Source organism: Amycolatopsis thailandensis, assembly GCF_002234405.1.
GTDB classification, from domain to species: Bacteria; Actinomycetota; Actinomycetes; order Mycobacteriales; family Pseudonocardiaceae; genus Amycolatopsis; species Amycolatopsis thailandensis.
In genome coordinates, this window is the sequence record NZ_NMQT01000257.1 from 1 (window position 1) to 1,176 (window position 1,176).

Genomic DNA, 1,176 nt, shown 5'->3' on the forward strand with positions numbered 1-1,176 from the left:
GAGAGCCCGGAAAGCTGCGGTTTCGCCAGCGAGGCCGATCGGAACGGCTTTCGGGATTACGTCAAGTCGATGAACGGTGACTGGATCACCGAGAGCGACCTCAACGACAACTACGCGCCGATCGACGAGGTCAAGAAGTCCTACAAGGCCGCGCACGAGAAGTACGACGCGAACCAGGCCGCGGGACGGCAGGGCGACCGCGACGCGCTGAACAAGGACGCGGCGAAGACCCAGGAAATCGCCGGCCGCGCCACCGAGACCGACCCGGGCTGCGCGAATTCGAACGACATCATGGTCCCCGGTCTGTCGGGGTTCAAGGTCTACGAGATCTTCCACCCGATCTACGTCCGCGCGCTGAGCCTGGCGGGCGGCGGGGCCGCGGTGGCGCTCACCGAGCTCCAGCGGCTTTACCACGAGCAGGACAACATCCCGTTCAACCTGTTCAAGGCGAGCGCGGACGAGCTGACCGCGGTCGGCACGGCCATCGCCGGGTCGGCGCAGGACGTCTCCGGGAAGCTCGGCAACTCGCTGGGCACCTGGGAAGGCGCCGCCGCGGATCAGGCGCGTGCCTATCAGAAGGCCTACTCGGACAAGACCGGTCAGGTCGCCGAGGCCTTCAAGGCCGCGGGTGACGGACTGCTGCGGACGAATGCTTCGGTCGGCAAGTTCTGCCGGGAGAAGGTCGAGTGGCTGCAGAAGTGGTACACGGACAAGGTCGGTGACGCCACCGCGCAGGACATCGAGCGGATCATCCGCATCGCGGACGGCTCGTGCAGCCAGAACGACATCATCCACTGCATCAAGTTCCTGAGCATCGACGCCAAGAACGCCTTCAACGACGACTGGGGCGACATCGACCAGAGCACCATCGACGAGGTTCTCAAACCTCAGGCGGTGGCCTGGTTGAAGGACGTCTTCCTCGCCTGGTTCGGCAAGCACATCGAGAACTTCCAGCTGGTGTGCAAGAACACGCGTGACGCCATCAACGGTGCGTGGCGTGCGTTCAACGAATCGGTCGGCAAGGTGGTCGAAAACCCGTTCGCGGACTTGGGCAAGACCCCGGAGACGGGCGGCGAAAAGCCCGTCGAGAAGGGTGGCGGGGGCAAGGACACCGGTGGCGGTGGCCCGTCGTCCGGTGGTGGCGGTCCGTCTTCCGGTGGTGGCGGGCAGAAGCCG

1 pseudogene is annotated in these 1,176 nt (G+C 65.4%); it reads left to right on the top strand.

The features are described 5' to 3' along the window. Positions 1-69: 69 nt before the first annotated feature. A pseudogene (locus tag CFP71_RS42095) lies at positions 70-1,176 on the top strand (hypothetical protein); the annotation flags it as partial.